At 63.3% G+C, this 14,162-nt stretch carries 13 protein-coding genes; 7 read left to right on the forward strand and 6 right to left on the reverse strand.

Annotation, left to right across the window (positions count from 1 at the left end):
- Positions 1-75: 75 nt before the first annotated feature.
- From CKO35_RS11095 to CKO35_RS11110, 4 genes are read left to right on the forward strand one after another with little or no spacing between them, the layout of a single operon-like run.
- Positions 76-585, forward strand: a complete 510-nt coding sequence (locus CKO35_RS11095) for a GNAT family N-acetyltransferase (protein ID WP_338031787.1) — start codon at positions 76-78, stop codon at positions 583-585.
- 36 nt (positions 586-621) lie between these two features.
- Positions 622-1,563 carry an AAA family ATPase gene (locus CKO35_RS11100; RefSeq protein ID WP_200176045.1) on the forward strand — a complete coding sequence of 314 codons (942 nt, stop codon included), beginning with the start codon at positions 622-624 and terminating at the stop codon, positions 1,561-1,563.
- Positions 1,563-2,552, forward strand: coding sequence for a DUF58 domain-containing protein (locus tag CKO35_RS11105; RefSeq protein WP_200176047.1), 990 nt, complete (start codon positions 1,563-1,565; stop codon positions 2,550-2,552). Before CKO35_RS11100 ends, CKO35_RS11105 begins: the two co-directional genes overlap by 1 nt.
- Complete coding sequence (locus CKO35_RS11110) at positions 2,549-4,537, forward strand: transglutaminase TgpA family protein (RefSeq protein ID WP_242467150.1); 1,989 nt, start codon at positions 2,549-2,551, stop codon at positions 4,535-4,537. The genes CKO35_RS11105 and CKO35_RS11110 overlap by 4 nt, the downstream gene beginning before the upstream one ends.
- A gap of 104 nt (positions 4,538-4,641) precedes the next feature.
- Here the strand turns inward: CKO35_RS11110 and iscU are convergent, their stop codons facing one another.
- From iscU to CKO35_RS11130, 4 genes are all read right to left on the reverse strand, one after another.
- Positions 4,642-5,067, reverse strand: coding sequence for a Fe-S cluster assembly scaffold IscU (iscU, locus tag CKO35_RS11115; RefSeq protein WP_200176048.1), 426 nt, complete (start codon positions 5,065-5,067; stop codon positions 4,642-4,644).
- Between the two features lie 36 nt (positions 5,068-5,103).
- Positions 5,104-6,324, reverse strand: a complete 1,221-nt coding sequence (locus CKO35_RS11120) for an IscS subfamily cysteine desulfurase (protein WP_200176049.1) — start codon at positions 6,322-6,324, stop codon at positions 5,104-5,106.
- A 10-nt stretch (positions 6,325-6,334) separates the two neighbouring features.
- Positions 6,335-6,820, reverse strand: a complete 486-nt coding sequence (locus CKO35_RS11125; RefSeq protein WP_200176050.1) for an Rrf2 family transcriptional regulator — start codon at positions 6,818-6,820, stop codon at positions 6,335-6,337.
- A gap of 158 nt (positions 6,821-6,978) precedes the next feature.
- The gene (locus tag CKO35_RS11130; RefSeq protein ID WP_200176051.1) at positions 6,979-7,449 is read right to left on the reverse strand and encodes a DUF1249 domain-containing protein; all 471 of its coding nucleotides are present in this window, start codon (positions 7,447-7,449) and stop codon (positions 6,979-6,981) included.
- Between the two features lie 126 nt (positions 7,450-7,575).
- Between CKO35_RS11130 and CKO35_RS11135 the strand changes: the two genes are divergently transcribed.
- Positions 7,576-9,210, forward strand: coding sequence for an alpha-D-glucose phosphate-specific phosphoglucomutase (locus CKO35_RS11135; RefSeq protein ID WP_200176052.1), 1,635 nt, complete (start codon positions 7,576-7,578; stop codon positions 9,208-9,210).
- 142 nt (positions 9,211-9,352) lie between these two features.
- Here CKO35_RS11135 and epmA read toward each other — a convergent pair whose 3' ends face one another.
- Both epmA and efp read right to left on the reverse strand, forming a co-directional pair.
- Complete coding sequence (gene epmA, locus CKO35_RS11140; RefSeq protein ID WP_338031788.1) at positions 9,353-10,303, reverse strand: EF-P lysine aminoacylase EpmA; 951 nt, start codon at positions 10,301-10,303, stop codon at positions 9,353-9,355.
- On the reverse strand, positions 10,300-10,863 hold the full coding sequence (gene efp / locus CKO35_RS11145) for an elongation factor P (protein ID WP_008931599.1): 564 nt from the start codon (positions 10,861-10,863) through the stop codon (positions 10,300-10,302). The genes epmA and efp overlap by 4 nt, the downstream gene beginning before the upstream one ends.
- Positions 10,864-11,004: 141 nt before the next feature.
- Here efp and epmB point away from each other — a divergent pair, with 141 nt between their 5' ends.
- Complete coding sequence (epmB, locus tag CKO35_RS11150; protein ID WP_200176054.1) at positions 11,005-12,045, forward strand: EF-P beta-lysylation protein EpmB; 1,041 nt, start codon at positions 11,005-11,007, stop codon at positions 12,043-12,045.
- Positions 12,046-12,137: 92 nt separating this feature from the next.
- The gene (locus CKO35_RS11155; RefSeq protein WP_200176056.1) at positions 12,138-13,931 is read left to right on the forward strand and encodes a hypothetical protein; all 1,794 of its coding nucleotides are present in this window, start codon (positions 12,138-12,140) and stop codon (positions 13,929-13,931) included.
- Positions 13,932-14,162: the final 231 nt, after the last annotated feature.

The raw sequence follows: 14,162 nt of genomic DNA on the forward strand, positions 1-14,162 counted from the left end.
CACAGGTGGATATTATGTGATATATGGTTAGGAGGCAACAAAACAACCAGCTTTTCCGTTGAGAAAGTGAAATTTGTGAATGAACGCCAAGGTAGAGATCAACCAGATATTCCGGTTACCCAAAACTATCTGGCCACCTACACGGCCTCCCCGAAAAGTGTCGTGGTGCTGGTCCGTGACGGTGACAGGATCGTCGGTGCCTCCACCGCCCTGCCCCTGACGCACGAACCGGAGAACGTGATTCGCCCCCTGCGTCAGCACGGCTACGATCCGGCGCGGGTCTTCTACCTGGGGGAATCCGTGCTGCTGCCAGAATACCGGGGCCAGGGGCTGGGCGTGAGATTCTTCCAGGAGCGGGAGGCCCACGCCCGATCCCTGGGCGGTTTCACCCACGCCACATTCTGCGCAGTCTATCGGCCAAAAGACGATCCCCGTCGTCCTTCCGACTACACGCCACTGGATGAGTTCTGGAAAAAACGGGGCTATCGCAAGCAACCCAGTCTCACCACCCTCTTCTCCTGGAAGGACCTGGGTGAGAAGAAGGAATCGGAAAAGACCATGGTCTTCTGGGTCAAGTCCCTCTAGCGCTTTCTGACTGATAACGGAGGGCCGGAGCTGCCCATGAACAAGACCCAGCCGGATACCGCCACGGGCGCAAACATCGATGCCATCCTGGCGCAGTTGAATACAGTGATCTTCGGCAAACCCGGCCCCATCCGACTGGCCCTGGCCTGTCTGCTGGCCCGGGGTCACCTGCTGGTGGAAGACCTGCCCGGGGTCGGCAAGACCACCCTGGCCCATGCCCTGGCCCGCACCCTGGGGCTGCAGTTCCAGCGCATCCAGTTCACCAGCGATCTGCTGCCGGCGGACATCCTCGGCGTCTCGGTGTTCAGCACGGAGCGCAAGCGCTTCGAGTTCCATCCCGGTCCGGTCTTTTCCCAACTGGTGCTGGCGGACGAGATCAACCGCGCCACGCCCAAATCCCAGAGCGCCCTGCTGGAGGCCATGGAGGAACAACAGGTCACCATCGAGGGCACCACCCGGCGTCTGCCGGAGCCGTTCTTCGTCATCGCCACCCAGAATCCCCAGGAACAGATCGGCACCTTCCCCCTGCCCGAATCCCAGATGGACCGCTTCCTGATGCGCATCCATCTGGGGTATCCGGACGCGGCGGCCGAACGTGCCCTGCTGCGGGGGCGGGACCGCCGTGAGCTGGTGGAGGAACTCCCCGCCCAGGTGGATGCCCCTGCCCTGCTGGCGCTGCAGCGACAGGTCACGCAGGTTCATGTCTCCGATGCCCTGCTGGACTACCTGCAGGCCATCGTCGCCCACACCCGCCGACCGGGGGTGTACCGGATGGGGCTGTCGCCACGGGCGGTGCTGGCACTGCTGCGCGCCGCCCAGGCCTGGGCCCTGGTGGATCACCGGGATCATGTCATGCCGGAAGACATCCAGGAGGTCCTGCCGCCGGTGGCCGGGCATCGACTGCACCTGAGCGAATCCCCCGGCCTGGCACCGGAACAAGTCACCCGGCGTCTGATCGAGGCCGTTCCGGTCCCGTGATGAAGGCCCAGGTACTGGATCGTCGGCGGCTGAGGGAACGGGCCATCGCCTGGATCACCCGGCGCCAGCTGCCGGAAGGCCGGACCCTGCGGCTGCACCGGCGCTGCATCTACATCCTGCCCACCCGTCAGGGCTACACCTTTGCCCTGATCCTCCTGGTGATGTTGCTGGGGGCCATCAATTACAGCAACAGCATGGCCTTCATGCTGACCTTCCTGCTGGCGGCCCTGGGTGCCAATGCCATGTGGCATACCCACAGAAACCTGCTGGGGCTGCGGGTCACCCGCCGACCGGCCCAGCCGGTCTTTGCCGGCCAGACCGCCCAATTCGTCTACACCATGGAAAACCCCAGTCGGGTGCCCCGTCGCGGCCTGCTGCTGGAGACCCTGGATGGCACACCGGTGCCCTTTGATGTCGGCGCCCGGGATGAAACCCAGGTCACCCTGGACCTGCCCGCCCGGCGCCGGGGCGTGTTGCGACCCGGTCGCCTGCGACTCCATGGCCGCTATCCCATGGGACTGTTCCGGGCCTGGTCCTGGCTGCATTTCGATGAATCCGTGCTGGTGTACCCCAAGCCCCTGCCCATGGATCAGGCGCCCCCCTTTGCCGGGCAGGATGAAGGCGAAAGCCGGGAACGGACCGATCCCGCCGGAGAGGAGTTTGCCGGTGTCCGGGGCTATCAGCCGGGAGACTCCCCCCGCCATCTGGACTGGAAGGCCCTGGCCCGTACCGGTGATCTTTACATCAAGCAGTTCGGCGAGGTGAGCGGCGGGCAGGTCTGGCTGGACTGGGACCAGTTGCCGGCGGGCGATCTGGAGATCCGGCTGTCCATGATGTGTCACCAGGTCCTTCAGGCCCAGGCTCAGGGACTGCGCTTCGGCCTGCGCATGCCCGGCCTGGAGCTGGAGCCGGACACGGGCGAGGCCCACCAGCGACGCTGCCTGGAATACCTGGCCTGCTTCGCCCTGCCGGCGGACGCCTGTCCATGAGCGTCGCCCCCATGAGGCTGGAAGACCGGCTGCCGGTCCGTTCCGGCGCCCTGCTGTGGGTGATCGCCGCCATCGGCGTGGCCATCGTGCCCCACCTGTTCAATCAACCCGTGTGGGTGGTGCTGACCACGGTCCTGGCCCTGGCCTGGCGCGGCGGCGTCCATCTGGGCCGACTGCCCATGCCCTCCCGCTGGATACTGGTGCTGCTCACCCTACTCATGACCGGCCTGGTCCTGGGTCGCTACGGCACCCTCTTCGGCCGCGACGCCGGCGTGGCCCTGCTGGTCCTGATGACAGGCCTGAAACTGCTGGAAACCCGCACCTACCGGGATGCCATGCTGGTGGTGTTCCTGGGCTATTTCGTCATCATCACCAACTTCTTCTACTCCCAGGAGATCCCGGTCGCCCTCTACATGCTGGTGGCGGTGTTCGCCACCACCGCCGCCCTGGTCAGGCTCAATGCCGGTGAAGGGGTACAGCCGGCAAGGGAGTCCTTCGGACTGGCCGGTCTGATGCTGGGCCAGGCGGTGCCGGTGATGATCATCCTGTTCCTGCTCTTTCCCCGTCTGCCCGGCCCCCTCTGGGGCACGCCCCAGGACAGCACCACCGGCGTGACCGGCCTGTCCGACAGCATGTCCCCCGGTTCCATCAGTGAACTGCTGCAGTCCGACGCCCCCGCCTTCCGGGTTTCATTCACCGACGAGCCGCCCGCGCCGGCACAGCGGTACTGGCGCGGGCCGGTATTCGCCCATTTCGACGGGCGCACCTGGCGGGCGGGCCGGGAGACGGAAATCGACGCCCTGCCCCTGCTGCCGGATACCGATGGCATGGTGACCTACACCCTCAATCTGGAGCCCCACGAACGCCGCTGGCTGCTGGCCCTGGATGTCCCCGTCGCCGTGCCGCCCGATGCCCGCATGACCGGGGATCACTACCTGGTGGCCGACCGCCCGGTACGGCGTCTGGTGCAGTACAGCCTGGCCTCGCGGACGGATCTGATCCTGGAACCGGAACTGACCGAGACCCGGCGCCGCCAGGCGCTGAGCCTGCCGGCTCGCGCGGCCCCACGGGCGCAGGCACTGGCGCAGACCTGGCGGACACAACATGAAGAAGACGACGCCCTGATCCAGGCCGCCCTGCGGCACTTCAACGAAGAACCCTTCTTCTACACCCTGTCCCCCCCCAAACTGGAGCGGGATCCGGTGGATCAGTTCCTGTTCGAGGTCCGGGCCGGTTTCTGCGAACACTATGCCAGTGCCTTCGTGGTGCTGATGCGGGCCGCCGGCATCCCGGCACGGGTGGTCACCGGGTACCAGGGCGGCGAATACAACCGCCTGGGCAATTACCTGCTGGTGCGTCAGTCCGATGCCCACGCCTGGGCCGAAGTCTGGCTGGAAGGACGGGGCTGGGTGCGGGTGGACCCCACCGCCGCGGTCGCTCCGGAACGCATCGAACAAGGGATCCGGGTCGCCCTGTCGGGGGATCTGGATGCCCCGGACTTCATCCGCCGCAGCCTGGACTGGGGCATGGTGAGGCTGCAGTGGGAGCTATGGCGGGACAGCATCGACTACTACTGGAGCGGCTGGGTACTGGCCTTCGGTCCCGAACGACAGGAGGAACTGCTGGAGCGGCTGGGCCTGGGACGCCTGGACTGGCGCGGGATGATCACCCTGATGGTGATACTCATCGGCGCGGTGGTACTGGTGTTCGCGGCCCTGTTCCTATGGCGCAATCGCCTGCCGGTCGCCGACCCGCTAGCCGTGGTCTATCGGCGTTTCTGCCGTCGTCTGGCCGGGGCCGGACTGACCCGCGCCCCCCATGAACCGCCCATGGACTTTGCCCGACGCATCGCCCGGGAACGCCCGGATCTGGCGGAACCGGTGGCGGCCTTCACCCGGGAATACGTGGCCCTGCGCTACGGCGCTGCTCCCGACCCGGAACGTTTCGGGCAGCTGCGCGGGCTGTTGCGGCGGATCAATCCCTGATCGAAAAAAACCCGCCGTTGCCGGCGGGTACAAAGCCCAATGGGGAGGGAAGCAGACAAGCCCACGTCCCTGTGAGCCGGGCTTTGTCGGGGGGATGCCGGCGGTCATGCCGACAGTCGTTGGGGTTCCTCATGATCGGCGGGATGGCCCTGGACCGACTTCTTGCGAAAATCCGCGATCGCGGCCTTGATGGCGTCCTCGGCCAGGACCGAACAGTGGATTTTCACCGGCGGCAGGGCCAGTTCCTCGGCAATCTGGGTGTTCCTGATGGCGCCAGCCTCCTCCAGGGTTTTCCCTTTCACCCACTCGGTGAGCAGGCTGGAGCTGGCAATGGCGGAACCGCAACCGTAGGTCTTGAACCTGGCGTCCTCAATGACACCGGCATCGTTGACCCGGATCTGCAGTTTCATCACGTCACCGCAGGCCGGTGCGCCCACCATGCCGGTGCCCACGTGGGGGTCTGCCTTGTCCAGAGAGCCCACGTTGCGGGGGTTTTCGTAGTGGTCGATGACTTTGTCGCTGTAGGCCATGTTCGATTACCTCTCGAATGGGTTGTCCCGGGTGGCTCAGTGGGCCACCCACTCCACGGTCTTGAGATCCACCCCTTCCTGGTGCATTTCCCAGAGGGGGGACAGCTCGCGCAGCTTCTCCACCGCCGATTTGACCAGGGCGATGGTGTGGTCGATTTCCTCCACGGTGGTATAGCGGCCCACGGAGAAGCGGATGGAACTGTGGGCCAGCTCATCATCCCGCCCCAGGGCACGCAGCACGTAGGAGGGCTCCAGACTGGCGCTGGTGCAGGCGGAACCGGAGGAGACGGCGATGTCCTTGAGGGCCATGATCAGGCTCTCCCCTTCCACGAAGTTGAAGGAAACATTGAGATTGCCGGCCACCCGCCGCTCCAGGTCACCATTGAGATAGACCTCGTCCATGCCGGACAGACCTTCCCAGAGCCGGTCCCGCAACATGCGCAGACGCTCGTTCTCCGCCCCCATCTCCTCGCGGGCGATGCGAAAGGCCTCGCCCATGCCGATGATCTGATGGGGCGCCAGGGTGCCGGAGCGCATGCCGCGCTCATGGCCGCCCCCGTGCATCTGGGCCTCCAGCCGCACCCGGGGCTTGCGACTCACGTACAGGGCGCCCACGCCCTTGGGGCCATAGGTCTTGTGGGCCGAAAAACTCATCAGATCCACGGGCAGTTTCGACAGGTCCAGAGGCACCTTGCCGGTGGACTGGGCGGCGTCCACATGGAACAGGACACCCCGGGAGCGGGTCAGGTTGCCGATGGCCTCGATATCCTGGATCACACCGATCTCGTTGTTCACATGCATCACGGAGACCAGCACCGTGTCGTCACGCAGGGCCGCCTCCAGCTTGGCCATGTCCAGCAGGCCGCTGGGCTCCGGGTCCAGGTAGGTGACTTCGAACCCTTCCCGCTCCAGTTGCCGGCAGGTGTCGAGCACCGCCTTGTGCTCGGTCTTGACGGTGACGATGTGACGTCCCTTCTTCTGGTAGAAATGGGCCGCCCCCTTGATGGCCAGGTTGTCTGCCTCGGTGGCGCCGCTGGTCCAGACGATCTCCCGGGGATCGGCCCCCACCAGGGCGGCCACCTGCTCCCGGGCCTCTTCCACCGCCTTTTCCGCCTCCCAGCCGAAGCTGTGGGAACGGGAAGCGGGGTTGCCAAAGGCACCGCCCACGGTCATGAACCGGAACATCTTTTCAGCCACCCGCTCGTCAACCGGTGTGGTGGCGGCATAATCCAGGTAGATGGGCCTTCTCGATGACATGGGGATCTCCTCAAGCGGCGGAGCGACGGAAAATGAAATGCTGGTGGGCATGGCGAGGATGCTGCTGTTCCTGGCGCCGGGCGATCTGCTGAACCTCGGGACGGTTGGCGAACTGGTCCAGGGTGATCCCGTCCAGGAACGCAAACAGTTGCTGACTGAGTTCATCCCAGAGCTGGTGAGTCAGGCAACGCTGCCCGTCGTGGCAGTCACCGGTACCCAGGCAACGGGTCATCTTCACGTTTTCGTCCACCGCCATGATGATGCTCGCCACGGTGATCTCGTCGGCGGGCTGCGCCAGGCGATAGCCGCCGCCGGGACCCCGCACCCCCTCCACCAGGCCATGCTTGCGCAGCTTGGCGAAGAGCTGTTCCAGGTAGGACAGGGAAATCCCCTGGGTCTGGGAAATATCCGCCAGGGTGACAGGGCCGATTCCGTCATGGATGGCCAGATCCAGCATGGCGGTCACCGCGTATCGACTCTTGGTAGACAGTTTCATGGATGCCCCCTTTCTTAAGATTGTCAGGCTTGAGAATTCCCGACTCAAAAAGTCAGGTTTAGAGGCAGTCTTACAAAACCTAGCGGAGGAGTCAAGAATTTTTTCCGACGGAGTCAGGGTGGGAACCATGCCTCTCGAAGGCATGAGATCTTCGCGGCTCAGAGAGAGCCGGGACCCTCGAACCGATGGCCCTGATGCAGGCAATAGCCGAGCCATTTATAGAGGAAGCGGTTGAAACGCCAGCGGTACTCCAGGGCCTGCCAGTCCGGATGATCCCCCAGACTGATCTCCTCGCCGGAACGACGACAGGCACATCCCATCACTTCCACCTGGCGGGCATCGTGGTAGACCCGAAGATGCAGATTGGGGCTTTTGCGGTGATGCCGCCCCTCGTCGCCATCAAAGTGATAGGTCAGTATCACCGTGGTGGTATAGGGGCAGCGCTCGATCACCTCCAGATGAAGGTCCATGGCCCCCTCAACCCGGGAAACCAGCGCACCCTGCTGTGACCTCAATTCGGGAAAAAGTCGGCGCAGGCGGATGTAATTGGCCTCATACAGGTCCATCAACGCCGCAAAACTGCGGGGCCGGGGATCCAGATAGGCGGGTTTGCGGGCCTCAAGCAACATGGCCGGCATATTACCAAGGAGAACACTGGGAAAGCCATCAAGCCGAGACCCTCCGCGCCCCGATCGGGACAGACGAACGCGTATTTGGTAACTTCAGCGATTCAAGCCACTCAATGCCACGAGCCCATGAACATCAAGCTGGTTGCCACCACCCCCTTTCAAGACCAGAAACCGGGCACCTCCGGCCTGCGCAAGCAGGTGCGCGTCTTTCAACAGCCCCACTACCTGGAAAACTTCGTCCAGGCCGTCTTCAACACCCAGACCGCCCTTCGGGGCGGCACTCTGGTGCTGGGGGGGGATGGCCGCTACTTCAATCGGGAAGCCATCCAGATCATCCTGCGCATGGCGGCGGCCCACGGGGTGGCCAAGGTCATTGTGGGGTGCGGCGGTATCCTGTCCACCCCGGCGGCATCCTGCCTGATCCGCCGCTACCGCACTCAGGGCGGGCTTATCCTTTCCGCCAGTCATAATCCCGGCGGCCCCCATGCCGACTTCGGCATCAAGTTCAATACGCCTAACGGGGGACCGGCACCGGAAAAGGTCACCAACGAGATTCACGCCGCCACCCTGACGCTGACCGAGTACCGGATTGCCGATATCCAGCATGTGGACATCGATCACCTGGGCACCAGCAAGCTGGGCGCCATGGAGATTGCCGTGGTGGATCCGGTGCAGGATTATGCGGCGCTGATGCAGAACCTGTTCGACTTCGACCGCATGCACACCCTGTTCAACAGCGTCCCCTTCCGCATGCGTTTTGATGCCATGCACGCGGTGACCGGTCCCTATGCCCGGCGCATCCTGGAAGACATGCTCGGCGCACCGCCGGGCACGGTGATGCGGGCCGAACCGCTGGCGGATTTCGGGGGACATCACCCGGACCCCAATCTGGTCCATGCCCATGACCTGGTGGAGGTCATGAATGGACGCAACGGCCCCGATTTCGGTGCCGCCTCCGACGGGGACGGGGATCGCAACATGATCCTGGGGCGTCGCTTCTTCGTCACCCCCAGCGACAGCCTGGCGGTGCTGGCGGCCAATGCCCACCATGTACCCGGTTATCGCGGCGGCATTGTGGGCATTGCCCGTTCCATGCCCACCAGTCAGGCGGCAGACCGGGTGGCGGAGCATCTGGGGATCGAGTGTTTCGAGACCCCCACCGGCTGGAAGTTCTTCGGCAACCTGCTGGATGCAGGCCGTGTCACCCTGTGCGGTGAGGAAAGTTTCGGCACCGGTTCCGACCATGTGCGGGAAAAGGACGGGCTGTGGGCGGTGCTGTTCTGGCTCAACCTGCTGGCGGTGCGCCGCGAATCGGTGGAAAGCATCGTCAAGTCCCACTGGCGTCAGTTCGGGCGCAACTATTACACCCGCCATGACTTCGAAGAGGTGGAAGCCCAGCGGGCGGATACCCTGATGAACCGGTTGCGGGACCGTTTGCCGGCTCTGGCCGGCAAACGCCTGGGCAGCCACACCGTGAGTCTGGCGGATGACTTCGCCTACGAAGACCCCATTGACGGGTCCACCAGTCAGGGACAGGGGATTCGTATCCTGTTTGAGGGCGGGTCACGACTGGTGTTCCGACTGTCGGGCACGGGCACGGCGGGGGCGACCCTGCGGCTCTACGTGGAACGGTATGAGCCGGACCCGCAACAGCACGAACTGGAGACCCAGACGGCACTGGCGCCGCTGATTGCCATTGCCCACGATGTGGCGGGCATCCGGGAACATACGGGGCGCAAGGTACCTACGGTGATTACCTGATGGAACGGTGTCCTGAACCAGTCACTCCCCCATAGCCCCTTCGTCATTCCCGCGAAAGCGAGAATCCAGTGAAGGGCCGCAAACCCTGGGCTCCCGCTTTCGCGGGAGTGACGGTGAAGGAGATCACGGCGGAGCCCGGTTTTCAGGCGCGCTCCCAGTCAAAGGCAAGCACCTGCCGGATGTGGTCGCAGCCGCTCAGGCACATGAGCAACCGGTCCACGCCCAGGGCCACACCGGCGCAATCCGGCAGACCCTCGGCCAGAGCCGCCAGAAGATGATGGTCCACCGCCACCGCCGCTTGCCCGGCGGACCGGCGGCGGCGGTTGTCCGCCTCGAAACGGGCACCCTGCTCCACCGCATCCCCCAGTTCATGAAAACCGTTGGCCAGTTCCACCCCCCCCCAATACAGCTCGAAGCGCTCGGCCACCGCCGGGCTCTCCGGGCAGATCCGGGCCAGCGCGGCCTGACTGGCAGGATAATCATGGATGAAGGTCAGACCATCCGCGGGTAGCGCGGGTGCCACCACCATGGACATGATCAGGTCCAGCCATCCATCCCGTTCCAGTTCACCCCGCACATCCAGCCCAAGCGCCCGTGCCCTGTCGGCCAGAGCCCCGACATCGGCGTCCAGGGGATCAATGCCGGCATGGTCCACCATGGCCTGCCGGTAACTCAGCCAGGCGGTTGGACGGGACAACCGGTCACCGGCCAGGCCGCGCACCAGGGCATCCACTTCGGTCATCAGCCGATGGTGGTCGAACCCGATCCGATACCATTCCAGCAGGGTGAATTCCGGATTGTGAAAGCGACCGGCTTCCCCGGCACGAAAGACCCGAGCAATCTGATAGATATCCCCCGACCCGGCGGCCAACAGGCGCTTCATGGGAAACTCAGGAGAGGTATGCAGCCAGAGGGTAGCCTCCGGCAGGGTCACGGTCAGGCTCTCGATGGCGGGATCCGTGGCCCCCGCCCGGGACAGGCAGGGGGTTTCCACTTCCAGCACCCCCCGCGCACGGAAAAAATCGCGGATCGACCAAAGCAGATCCGCCCTACGACGCAACATCGCCGGAGCGGCGGAGGGATACCAGCTCACGCGCGGGAGACGTAGTCGCCGGTGCGGGTATCCACGCGGATCACATCCCCTTCGTTCACGAACAGGGGCACCTTGACCACGGCACCGGTCTCCAGCGTAGCCGGCTTGGTGCCGCCGGTGGCGGTGTCGCCACGGATACCCGGATCACACTGGGTGATCTTCAGTTCCACGAAATTGGGCGGGCTGACCGACAGGGGCACGTTGTTCCACAGAGTCACGGTGCACATGTCCTGTTCCTTGAGCCACTTCATGGCATCAATGACCGCTGCCTCGTTGGCGGCATACTGCTCGAAACTCTCCGGCATCATGAAGTGCCAGAACTCGCCGTCGGCGTAGAGGTACTGCATGTCCGTGTCCATGACGTCGGCGGCTTCCACCGAATCGCCGGACTTGAAGGTCTTGTCCAGCACGCGACCGGTCTTGAGGTTGCGCATCTTCACGCGATTGAAGGCCTGTCCCTTGCCGGGCTTGACGAACTCGTTTTCCACGATGGCGTACGGATCACCATCCAGCAGAATCTTGAGCCCGCTCTTGAATTCATTGGTACTGTACATTGCCATAACGATGCATCTCCGGATCGAGCTGGGCTCGAAGGGGTTTCCAACAGGGACAATCCCGGGTGGGCGGGGAATCTGGCAAACAGTCGGTCAAAACCGGCACAATGGGCTGGCCTGCCACGATCCACCCTGAAAAATCCGCCTATGATAACGCGATTAAATGTCCACCGTCAGTCGGCGGATTGGCAAAGAGCCCTCGCCCAGGCCGTGACCGATCCGGAAGAGCTGTTCCAGCGCCTGGCGCTGGACCCCGCCCTGCTCCCTGCCGCCCTGAAGGCCTCGGAACAGTTCCGGGTACGGGTGCCGCTGGGCTACCTGGGGCGCATGACGCCCGGGGATCCCAATGATCCCTTGTTGCTACAGGTACTGCCCCTGGCCGAAGAATGTCTGGAAATCCCAGGTTTTCAGTGCGATCCGGTGGGGGACCTTGAATCGATGCCGATTCCGGGACTGCTGCACAAATATCATGGACGGGTGCTGCTGGTGACCTCCGGAGCCTGCGCCATCCACTGCCGTTACTGCTTCCGGCGACATTTTCCCTATCGGGATGCCTCAGCCATCCGTGAAGCCTGGCCGCAGATCCTGATGTATCTGCGAACCCATGAAGAGGTGCGCGAAATCATCCTGAGCGGTGGCGACCCGCTCACCCTGAGTGATGACAAGCTGGCGGCAATGGTTTCGGATCTGGCCGGCATCCCCCACCTGCGTACCCTGCGCCTGCACAGCCGTCTGCCGGTGGTATTGCCGGAACGGATCGACGACACCCTGCTGGGCTGGCTGACCGGCACCCGCCTGCGCCCGATCATGGTCATCCACGCCAATCATGCCAGGGAACTGGACGGCACCACCCGGGCAGCCATGGAACGCCTGGAACTGGCCGGAGTGCGCCTGTTCAACCAGACCGTGCTGCTGCGGGGAATCAATGATGACGCCGACGCCCTGGCGATGCTCAATCACGCCCTTTTCGATAGTGGCGTACAACCCTATTACCTGCATATGCTGGATCCCGTCCAGGGGGCGGCGCATTTCGCCGTCACGGAGGAACATGCCCTCACCCTCATGAAGCAATTGTCCCGGCAGCTTCCCGGCTACCTGATCCCCCGCCTGGTCAGGGAAGTCCCCGGGCACGACAGCAAGACACAAATTGCGCATTCACCCCATGCCGTCGAAGGTTTTTCGCTTTAGGGACAGGAAAGACTGGAAAAACAGGAGTAAGCTCCCTTAAATTAGTGAACCACGTCACAAAAAACCAGTCTCACTGCCCAGATGTCTGACCCATGAAAGAGCGAACCGAGATGCTGGTCGAACCCTTCACGTTGAAAATCGCGGGTAATGTGTTCCCATTACAACCGAAAAAGATCAAGCGCTGGCTCCAGGCACTTCCCCTGGGCAACATGGGGGAAACCACCCGACAGCTGTTAGAGGCGATCAAGACCCTGAACGGTCGGGTCATGCCGCCCGCGGATCGTTTTGAAGTGATGGAACTGATGCATCCCTCCCTGCATCTGGTGCTGGATCATCTGGAACGCCATTTCATCAACCGCTCCCTTCCCCTGCCTCCGAGAAGCCTTCAGATCGCCCATGTCGCGGAGGAATTGCAGGCGGAATCCAGCGCGGCATACCTGCGGGTCATCAGGGATGCCCGTGGTCTGAAACGGCATGGTCTCTCCTCCCGCCATCTGGCAAATGCCATTTATCAGGGCATGCGGTCCCTGAGCGCCCAACAGCTGCACGCCGCACGACTGTATCTGCCTGTCCCCATAGGGACTTGGCAAGCCATGCACGAACTGCTGGTGGAAGCCGAGCGCCACAATCTCCTGCATCATCCCGTCACCGATGACCAGCTCAAGGTAAACACGCCCGAGCGGGCCTACCTGCAGGCAGCCCTGCTGGCGCTGGCCGCCCCCCTGACGCTTCGTCAGGGAGAGTCGGACCTGCTGTACCACCATTTTGAAACCCAGTCCGCACTGTGCAACATCAGCCGCGACGCGCTTCCCGACAACGCGGGCATGCTCTACACAATCAACCTCTGCAGGGACGCCCCCCCCGAATACGTTGCGCAGGATGAACTGGACGATCCCGAACAATCCCGCTTCCTCCAAATCACGCCCCTCATCCGGCAATTGCGGGACATGGTTCGCACCGGCAATACCCAGCTGCTGAACAGCGACCTAACCCACAGGGTCCTGGTTGCCTTGACGAACACCTCTCGTCGGCGGTTCAGCCGGGCCGGCCAGTCCGGAGAGATTGATGTCGCCACCGGCCTGAACAGCATCTATCAATGTGTTTCCCAGAAAATGCAGGCACAACTGGGCAACGGAGACCATGCACAGGATGGATATCCATCCCTCTCTCTGCAGGAAATCGATGGTATCCCCAGCGCTACCGAGCAGGGCATGTCGGTTCATTATCTTGCGGATATCCCGAGAGATACGGGCTCTGAGGCCTGGGACACGGTTGCCAGGGGCAACCTGCTGACCAATGGCAACCACTTCTCCGACAACGGTTTCGATGAATCCCGGCAACCCGGGCTCATTCCACAGCCCTGGTCGCTGGTGGATACCAGTGCGGGAGGATTTCGCCTTAGATGGAAAAAACCCCAGGCCGGGCGGGCCCAGGTTGGAGAACTCCTGGGGCTGAGAGACCACGATGGTACGCGAGTCCGCTGGCAACTGGGGGTGGTGCGGTGGATGATGTTTCACCCTGAAACCGGACTTGAAATCGGTGTTCAGATCCTGGCGCCCCGCAGCCTGCCCGTGACGATCAAGCGATCCCGACGCCGCATTGCCCACGGAGCTGCCTTGGAAGGCCTGGTATCTCCCACCATCCAGGTCTTGCAACAACCGGCCAGCCTGTTCTGCCCTGCCGGCGTTTTCCAGGCGGGGGAAGAGGTGGCCGTCAACCTTGCTGGCAGGGCCCTGCCAGTGATACTCACCCATAAAATGGCCTTTTCCAGCCGTTTTGAACAGTTCAGTTATGAACCGGCCCCGGATGATCGCAAGGCGGGAACGGCAGGAACGGCAGGAGATGAACGGTCGGCGACGACGGACATCCCCTGGTCAAGCATTTAGGGATGTCTTCAATCTGTCATTCCCGCCAGGCGGGAATCCGCTAACGGACTGAAAAATCCATGACTCCCGCAAAAGCGGGAGTCATGGTTCAAGTACTGCTCGTTGCTTGCCCAGACCTCCCCCAAACCCAAGGCGCGCCCCAGAAATGGGGATGGTTGGCCTTATCCACCAGCTTGTCTATATAATCAGGGCCAGTTATTCACGCCGGTGAGTAACCCGGCTTCGATCCCG

This window comes from Ectothiorhodospira shaposhnikovii (assembly GCF_016584105.1).
In the GTDB taxonomy this organism is placed as follows: Bacteria; Pseudomonadota; Gammaproteobacteria; order Ectothiorhodospirales; family Ectothiorhodospiraceae; genus Ectothiorhodospira; species Ectothiorhodospira shaposhnikovii.

What these genes read in the sequence shown, in the direction of transcription:
- CKO35_RS11110 (WP_242467150.1), top strand. Translation starts at nt 2,549, where the DNA reads ATGAGCGTCGCCCCCATGAGGCTGGAAGACCGGCTGCCGGTCCGTTCC.
- CKO35_RS11105 (WP_200176047.1), top strand. Translation starts at nt 1,563, where the DNA reads ATGAAGGCCCAGGTACTGGATCGTCGGCGGCTGAGGGAACGGGCCATC.
- efp (WP_008931599.1), bottom strand. Translation starts at nt 10,863, where the DNA reads ATGGCAATGTACAGTACCAATGAATTCAAGAGCGGGCTCAAGATTCTG.
- iscU (WP_200176048.1), bottom strand. Translation starts at nt 5,067, where the DNA reads ATGGCCTACAGCGACAAAGTCATCGACCACTACGAAAACCCCCGCAAC.
- epmB (WP_200176054.1), top strand. Translation starts at nt 11,005, where the DNA reads ATGATAACGCGATTAAATGTCCACCGTCAGTCGGCGGATTGGCAAAGA.
- CKO35_RS11125 (WP_200176050.1), bottom strand. Translation starts at nt 6,820, where the DNA reads ATGAAACTGTCTACCAAGAGTCGATACGCGGTGACCGCCATGCTGGAT.
- CKO35_RS11120 (WP_200176049.1), bottom strand. Translation starts at nt 6,324, where the DNA reads ATGTCATCGAGAAGGCCCATCTACCTGGATTATGCCGCCACCACACCG.
- CKO35_RS11155 (WP_200176056.1), top strand. Translation starts at nt 12,138, where the DNA reads ATGAAAGAGCGAACCGAGATGCTGGTCGAACCCTTCACGTTGAAAATC.
- CKO35_RS11100 (WP_200176045.1), top strand. Translation starts at nt 622, where the DNA reads ATGAACAAGACCCAGCCGGATACCGCCACGGGCGCAAACATCGATGCC.
- CKO35_RS11130 (WP_200176051.1), bottom strand. Translation starts at nt 7,449, where the DNA reads ATGTTGCTTGAGGCCCGCAAACCCGCCTATCTGGATCCCCGGCCCCGC.
- CKO35_RS11135 (WP_200176052.1), top strand. Translation starts at nt 7,576, where the DNA reads ATGAACATCAAGCTGGTTGCCACCACCCCCTTTCAAGACCAGAAACCG.